The following is a 6118-nucleotide window of genomic DNA, read 5'->3' as shown; positions in this document are numbered from 1 at the left end:
AGGTAATCTGATAGCAATTCTTTATGATGTTCACTCACTTGAAATATGACCTTGATGGCTATAATGACTAGATTATATCAATGAGCGCTGAAATGTTAAAGGCCACGAAAGTACGCATCTACCCGACACCTGAGCAGGCGGAATTTCTCAGCCGACAGTTCGGTGCTACGCGGTTTGTGTACAACAAGGCGCTGCATATCATCAGCTCAGAGCAGCTGGTGAATTTCTGTTTCACTGCCTTCCATTTCAAACACCGAGTTCTGGTAGCCTCCGGCGAGTTTGCGCATCAGCCGCAAAACACGGCTGCGATTGGCATCACAAGCAATGTCGTAGCTCATCACAAAGGTTGCCGTCATTGTTCATCCTCCAGCTGTTCAGCCAAACACTGCATCAGGCGTTGTTTGCCCTCGTGCATCAGTAGGTCGTTAAAATCTGTAGGCATAAAAGATGCAGAATCCGTACTAAAACGCGGCGCAATCAGGCGATCACCGGGCTGAAAGGCATCCAGCGCCGCTTGCAGGCCCACATTGCCTGCCTGGGGCTTCCAGACATCCTGATCATGCGCCAGAACAATGGGCTGCGGATAAGCCGCACGCGCTAGTTTCAGGTTGTGTGCACTGAGTGCAATCTGAATCGGCCCTGGCCAGTAGAGCGCCAGAGTTAAGCCGGTGATGAAACCTTCGCACATTAGGCTTGGCCAGTGTTGATGATCTGCACGGGCTGCTATCCAGCTGACGCTGCCATTTAAGGCACCCTCTTGGGCGGTATAGATTTTTTTGCTCAGGTGGCCCGGCAGGGTGATGAACTCCTGAAACGCAACCTGCTGGCCGCCACGCTCTATTGGCAAAAGAAAACGCTGGCAGTGGGTTTGGCGTAAACCACTACGGGCCAGAAGATCCGGGGTGGCTTCACCCGCCAGGCGTTGTTCCAGCCAAGGGTGCGCCGGGTTGGGGCAGGCCGCTTGCTGGTATTCCCGCTGAAGCCGCTGAAAACGCTGCCAGCGCAATGCTGCTTCTTGAGTTCGCTTCTGTTGCCACACCGCCAGGCGTTCATCATGGCTCACGGCCTGCTGGTTGGTCTTGGCCGATAAGCCTGATTTTTTTAAGGCTTGGGAATGCCATCCCTGCTGCTCACGAAACCAGCGCAAGCCGTTAAAGCGCCGCTCCATACCGCCATGCTTGAAGGTGAAAAAGCGCAGAAACGGCCAGGTGTTGCCACTGGGTAGCCGATTTTCATAAAACAGCACATTGCAGGTGCCTCGGTAGCGGGGTTCGAGCACCGGTACTTCACGCCCCTTGAGCAGAAAGCCGGATGGCGGCAGTTCCTGTAACAGCGCACCGGCATCAATACCGACTTCTTCAGCTAAATCACACACCCGATGGAATGCTTGATCCAAAATTTGCTGAGCACTAAAGGGCATGGGCTGAACCTCTCAATAACAATGGCGGGAAGGCAATAATGATTGGATGAAGTGCAGTTTAATCAGGGCGATTCAGCACATTGCCTTAACAAGTTTGTGAGCCAGCCGGCTGATCCTCACAAACTTGTCAGCCCCACCACTTGATTGTTACGCCCTAAACTTCGCGTCCATCAGCCACTGCACAGCGAGGTTCTTATGTACTCCTTTTTAAAGGCCACCTTCTGGATTGGGTTGTTTCTGGCATTGAAAAAAAACCTGCGTCAGGTGTCTTTTTTGCTGGTGTGGGGCAGTGCTTTTTTTCTGGTGGATTATTTCTTTGTTGGCTTTAAGAGCCTTGTGTCTGATCAAGGCGTGGTGCTCTTGGCCTTTCTAATCAAAGCCGTGCTCCAGCTGGTGTGCCTATTGCTGTTGTTTTTCACCTTTAAAAAGCTATTGGAGCAACCCAATTCAGCTGCTTCGTGCAAGTTGCTGGAAAACAAGCAGAATTCACCCGGTAGTGATCAATCTCTACCCCGCTGGGCTGGGCGCAGTAAAAAGCAGCGCATCATTGATCAGTACAAAAAAAGTAAGGAGTCGCAGCATGAAGAATGAGCTGGTCAGCAGGCTGAAAATGATGAAAAACGCCTCGCAGCAGGAAATCGAAGGTTTTTTGCAGGAGTATTCCACTAAAAAGGTTAAAGAGGAGTTGGCCGAAGCTGGGGTGGATTGGCGAGAATTGGATGAGGCTGATTTGAACGAGCTGGTGGCTGATGAACTGGCAAAAAACAAGACCTTTGCCAAAGGGGTGTTGGGTGGTGCCGGCCTGATTATGCTTTTGAACTTTTTGGGCTAACACCTATGGCGTATCTGCTGGCTTATCAAAAGCTGCATCAAGATGATGCGCGTCAGCAAAAAAAGCTGGTGTCGCTACTGGAATCCTTGAATCAGAACCTATTGCAGAGCGATACGAGCGACCAGGTAGAAGAAAAGCTGGTGAGCTTGGGCGGCTCTTTTATTGTGATGATGGGTATCAGCACGGTGATGGGACTATTTGGCATCGCCACTGGTGGACTGGGGTGGGTGGTGTTATTTCTTATGGGTTTTGTTGTTAGCAAGAGCTTGGGGCGTTATTGGTTTGGCAAGCCACGAGAAAAAGCCAGCCTGACCCCAGTGGAGCACCAGCTGCTGCACCAGAGTGATCAACTGCTGAAAACCTGTAAGCAACGCCTGATGCGAACCAAGGTAAAAAAAGAACCTTTTGCGTGCAGCTATTACCCAAACCGAATGGAAGAACTGGAAGCCTTTGGCCGCGAATTGCAGGGCTTTTCTGCTAATCATCTGGCTTATAAGTACCGTTTTCGCCAGAACAGCTTAAAAAAAGATTGGCTGGTCGCTTGTCAGCAACTGAAAAAAATCCTAGCACAGGACCCAGTCTAAGCAGCTTTGCCTTTTTTCTTTGTTTGTTTCCCTCTGGAGCTATTTATGTCGCTTGTTGTTTGGTTTTTTACTGGTTTGATGTTCTTGCTGTTTACACTTAGCCTGCGCGTGCCACGCTTTTCTGCTATTGGCTCAGAGCTGGTCACTCTGGGGGTACTCGGCACTTTTGTTGGCGTGTTTGCTGGCCTGTATCATTTCGACTTCAACGCCATCGAAGCCTCGATTCCTGAGTTGCTGGATGGCCTGAAGATGGCTTTTGTGACCTCGATTATTGGCCTGAGCCTCTATGTTGTGCTGATGGTGATCAAAAGCAACGAGGAAAAAGAAGATCTAACGCTGGACTTTCTTAACCAGCAGGCACAAATACTGGCGGCCTTGGAAGCCGGTTTTACGCAAATGGATGCCAACGCTCAGCGCAGCCAGTTCAAGCAAGAGCGCCTGATTAGTACGTTAGATGAGGCTTTATCAAAAATTGCAAAAAACTCACAGCAAGAGGTGGTCAAGGCACTGGCTGAAGTGGTGAAGGACTTTAATGCCCAACTGAACACCCAGTTTGGTGACAACTTCCGCCAGCTGAATGAATCGGTGCAGGGCATTAATACCTGGCAGAAAAACTATCAAAGCCAAGTGAGTGCGATGGAAGCCAGTGTGCAAGCCATGCTAAAGGAAATGAACCAGACTGCAGAAAGCTTGAGTCTGCAAAGCAGCACCGCTCATGCCTTGTTAAGCAAGGTGGATGTGGCGGCAGGTGAGATGAATAGCCAGCTGCAAACCAATGTGAAGGTGGTGCAGGAAAGCCTGGATCTGCTGTTGAGGAAAGCCAATGCTCACTATTAAACAACAAAAGCATTCGGTATGGATGAGCCTCAGTGATTTGATGGCAGTGTTGATGGTGTTATTTTTGTTTATCTCCATTGGCTTTGTGTTGGAGTTACAACGCCAGCAAGCCGCAGAGGTTGAAACTCAGAGCCAACTGCAAAGCCTGTTAGAGCGTGTGCTCTACGAAGAAGAAGAACGAGAAAACCATCACAAGGCACTCAACCAGGCTTTGCATGATGAGTTTGCCGACGATTTAGAGCGCTGGTCGGCAGAAATCACCGAAGACAACATCATGCGCTTTGATGCACCCTTTGCCGTTGGCCGTGCAGAGCTAAGCCCGGTTTTTGAAGAGGTCTTAACGGAATTCTTCCCGCGCTATCTAGGCGTGCTGGGCAACCAGCAATTTAAAAATAGGCTGCAAGAAGTGCGTATTGAAGGCCACACCAGCAACACCTGGGCGCAGGCCGAAACGGCTTATGAAGTGTATTTAAACAACATGCGCCTTTCGCAGCAGCGGGCATCCAATGTACTGGAGTATGTGTATCGCATCGACCACCCCCAGGTACACAACCTCTACACCTGGTTGGAACGCCACCTGCGTGCCAATGGCATGGCTTACGCCAACCCTCTTCTTCAGGCCGATGGCACAACACTTGACCCAGTGCGCTCGCGGCGGGTCGAGTTTAAGGTAGTCACGCGTGATTTTTTTGATCACAATTGAGCCGGCCTTATTCATGACAAATAGCTGAAAGGAAGGCGTGGCGGTGGTATGCTGTTGAAAAATATAAAGTTATCGACAGAGCCACTTAACACAACCACCACGGGTGAAACTATACCACCATGAAAACCTCTATGCCGATCCCATTGATGCCATCTACAAGGCTTTGGGGGTAGGTTGAGGCTTTAAACTCCCATCCAGTGTTTCACCCAGTGACTTTGCATCCCAGCACACCCGTACTTTCTGGTAGGCACAACGCGCCTTAAAGCCCTGCCAGTCGTTGATATTTTCTAAACGCTGACGAAACTCTGGTCCAACCATCAGCAGAGTTTCAGTCTGACCATAACGGCTTTGCAGGCTAGATAGCTGCCGCTCAGCATCTGCGGGTGTTTCACCGGGGGCAACATCGGCTTTCACTTCGATCAGATAGGTTTTTCCTTTATGGTGAATCAGCACATCGGCTTCGCGTTCGCGGTCAATCGCTTTTTCTTCTCCGGCCTGCAAGCCAAAAGTCATTGCATTTTCAGGAATGCCAGCATGAGTTTGTAACCAGTGACCGGTGAGCTGCTCTAGCCAATCACCACTGAGCCAGCTTTTAAAAACCTTTCCGAATTTATTGGCCTTATTTCCAGGAAGGGTGATGCTGCCTTCGCGGACAAAAAAGACCTCTGGTGCGGCATCTTCCAGATTCTTTAACCACATGTCCGTGGCGGATGGCTCTTTTTCCAGGTCTGTATGGGGCGTATCTGGCTGCTGCAAAAAGTCAGTGAGCGGCAGTGTTAGACTGGGGAGCTGCCACTGGGGGAAGCGCTCTTTATCCCGCTGTTCAGACCAGATGCGACTCAAGGCATTGAACAGGCAGACCAGACCTTCATCTTGTCTCTCTAAACCGCTAAAAATCAGCTTTGCTAAAGGCAAGCTAGCCGGGTTTGCTCGAAAATGATTGGGAGATTTTTCTTTAAAGGCCTTGTTGTAAATCCGCGCCACCTGCTGAGGTGAAACCGAAGGCAAGGGCTGCTCCCCCAAGCTATTAAATACGTGTGTTCCGGGAGCCTTCTCTAGGTTGAGTTGATAACTGCTGAGATGGTTTTTGCCTGAGGGCTTGTAGTCCAAGCCGGTCCAGGGATAAGCGGTGCTGAAAGCCAGCGAGGTGGCTTTGGTGCCGCCAGTTAGGTTGAGCCAGCAGCCAAGGCCTTGGCGGTGTGTGTCCAGAAAAGGCTTCAGCACTTGCGTCATCCATTCTTGTGCATTAAGGGCATCATCTCCGGTCAGTTGCGGTGCATCGGGCTGGGCAGTTAAATCCGGGCGATGGATGCGAATGCCCGGCAGTTCTTGTTCGAGCAGTGCGGTCAGGTTTTCAGCACCTTCTCGTGCAGGCCGGTAATCGCTGCTCACCACCAAAACGAGATCACTCGGACGGCGTGCTAAGCAGGCTTCCAGCTGCGGCAAGTTGAAGTTGGACATAACGCACACATAAAACATCGGGTTGAAGCCTAAAACTTGAGTGGCTGCTGTGCTGTTTTCGATTGGCTCCATCGGTTCCTTTCTCCTGATTTAATAAGCCTCTGAAGGCAGAGGCTCCTTGTAGTCGGTCACTTAGTCGATTTGACTGGCAAGTTTTTTAATCCATCAAAAAGATCAGCTGCTTGTGTGCTTCAGGCAGTGTCATGCCGTAGGCGTTGCCTTTGCCGCGCTTAGCAAAATCCGCGTAAACCCTCGCCCAATCGGGCGGGGATATAAGCGGG

8 protein-coding genes and 1 pseudogene are annotated in these 6118 nt (G+C 50.5%); 6 read left to right on the top strand and 3 right to left on the bottom strand.

Annotated features, from left to right (window positions below):
* Positions 1 to 92: 92 nt before the first annotated feature.
* A pseudogene (locus IBX50_RS16060) lies at positions 93 to 206 on the top strand (helix-turn-helix domain-containing protein); the annotation flags it as partial.
* Here the strand turns inward: IBX50_RS16060 and IBX50_RS16055 are convergent.
* Both IBX50_RS16055 and IBX50_RS16050 read right to left on the bottom strand, forming a co-directional pair.
* Entirely contained in the window at positions 207 to 356 is a 150-nt protein-coding gene (locus tag IBX50_RS16055; protein WP_292257308.1) for a CRISPR-associated endonuclease Cas2, read from the bottom strand. It abuts the pseudogene before it with no gap.
* Positions 353 to 1420 carry a hypothetical protein gene (locus IBX50_RS16050; protein WP_292257307.1) on the bottom strand — a complete coding sequence of 356 codons (1068 nt, stop codon included), beginning with the start codon at positions 1418 to 1420 and terminating at the stop codon, positions 353 to 355. Before IBX50_RS16050 ends, IBX50_RS16055 begins: the two co-directional genes overlap by 4 nt.
* A gap of 195 nt (positions 1421 to 1615) precedes the next feature.
* Here IBX50_RS16050 and IBX50_RS16045 point away from each other — a divergent pair, with 195 nt between their 5' ends.
* From IBX50_RS16045 to IBX50_RS16025, 5 genes are read left to right on the top strand one after another with little or no spacing between them, the layout of a single operon-like run.
* On the top strand, positions 1616 to 2011 hold the full coding sequence (locus tag IBX50_RS16045; protein ID WP_292257306.1) for a hypothetical protein: 396 nt from the start codon (positions 1616 to 1618) through the stop codon (positions 2009 to 2011).
* Positions 2001 to 2252, top strand: coding sequence for a hypothetical protein (locus IBX50_RS16040; RefSeq protein ID WP_292257305.1), 252 nt, complete (start codon positions 2001 to 2003; stop codon positions 2250 to 2252). Before IBX50_RS16045 ends, IBX50_RS16040 begins: the two co-directional genes overlap by 11 nt.
* A gap of 5 nt (positions 2253 to 2257) precedes the next feature.
* Complete coding sequence (locus IBX50_RS16035; RefSeq protein WP_292257304.1) at positions 2258 to 2836, top strand: hypothetical protein; 579 nt, start codon at positions 2258 to 2260, stop codon at positions 2834 to 2836.
* Positions 2837 to 2881: 45 nt separating this feature from the next.
* Positions 2882 to 3673, top strand: coding sequence for a hypothetical protein (locus IBX50_RS16030; RefSeq protein WP_292257303.1), 792 nt, complete (start codon positions 2882 to 2884; stop codon positions 3671 to 3673).
* Positions 3660 to 4376: an OmpA family protein gene (locus tag IBX50_RS16025; protein ID WP_292257302.1), complete on the top strand. Its 717-nt coding sequence runs from the start codon at positions 3660 to 3662 to the stop codon at positions 4374 to 4376. The genes IBX50_RS16030 and IBX50_RS16025 overlap by 14 nt, the downstream gene beginning before the upstream one ends.
* 153 nt (positions 4377 to 4529) lie before the next feature.
* Here the strand turns inward: IBX50_RS16025 and IBX50_RS16020 are convergent, their stop codons facing one another.
* Positions 4530 to 5909, bottom strand: a complete 1380-nt coding sequence (locus IBX50_RS16020; protein ID WP_292257301.1) for a hypothetical protein — start codon at positions 5907 to 5909, stop codon at positions 4530 to 4532.
* Between the last annotated feature and the right edge of the window lie 209 nt (positions 5910 to 6118).

The sequence above is a fragment of the Marinospirillum sp. genome (assembly GCF_014859565.1).
Note: the sequence above shows the minus strand (reverse complement) of the source record. Positions and strands in the feature narration are given on the sequence as shown.

Coding starts and splice junctions, on each gene's coding strand:
- IBX50_RS16050 (WP_292257307.1), bottom strand. CDS start 1,420: ATGCCCTTTAGTGCTCAGCAAATTTTGGATCAAGCATTCCATCGGGTG.
- IBX50_RS16025 (WP_292257302.1), top strand. CDS start 3,660: ATGCTCACTATTAAACAACAAAAGCATTCGGTATGGATGAGCCTCAGT.
- IBX50_RS16035 (WP_292257304.1), top strand. CDS start 2,258: ATGGCGTATCTGCTGGCTTATCAAAAGCTGCATCAAGATGATGCGCGT.
- IBX50_RS16020 (WP_292257301.1), bottom strand. CDS start 5,909: ATGGAGCCAATCGAAAACAGCACAGCAGCCACTCAAGTTTTAGGCTTC.
- IBX50_RS16055 (WP_292257308.1), bottom strand. CDS start 356: ATGACGGCAACCTTTGTGATGAGCTACGACATTGCTTGTGATGCCAAT.
- IBX50_RS16040 (WP_292257305.1), top strand. CDS start 2,001: ATGAAGAATGAGCTGGTCAGCAGGCTGAAAATGATGAAAAACGCCTCG.
- IBX50_RS16030 (WP_292257303.1), top strand. CDS start 2,882: ATGTCGCTTGTTGTTTGGTTTTTTACTGGTTTGATGTTCTTGCTGTTT.
- IBX50_RS16045 (WP_292257306.1), top strand. CDS start 1,616: ATGTACTCCTTTTTAAAGGCCACCTTCTGGATTGGGTTGTTTCTGGCA.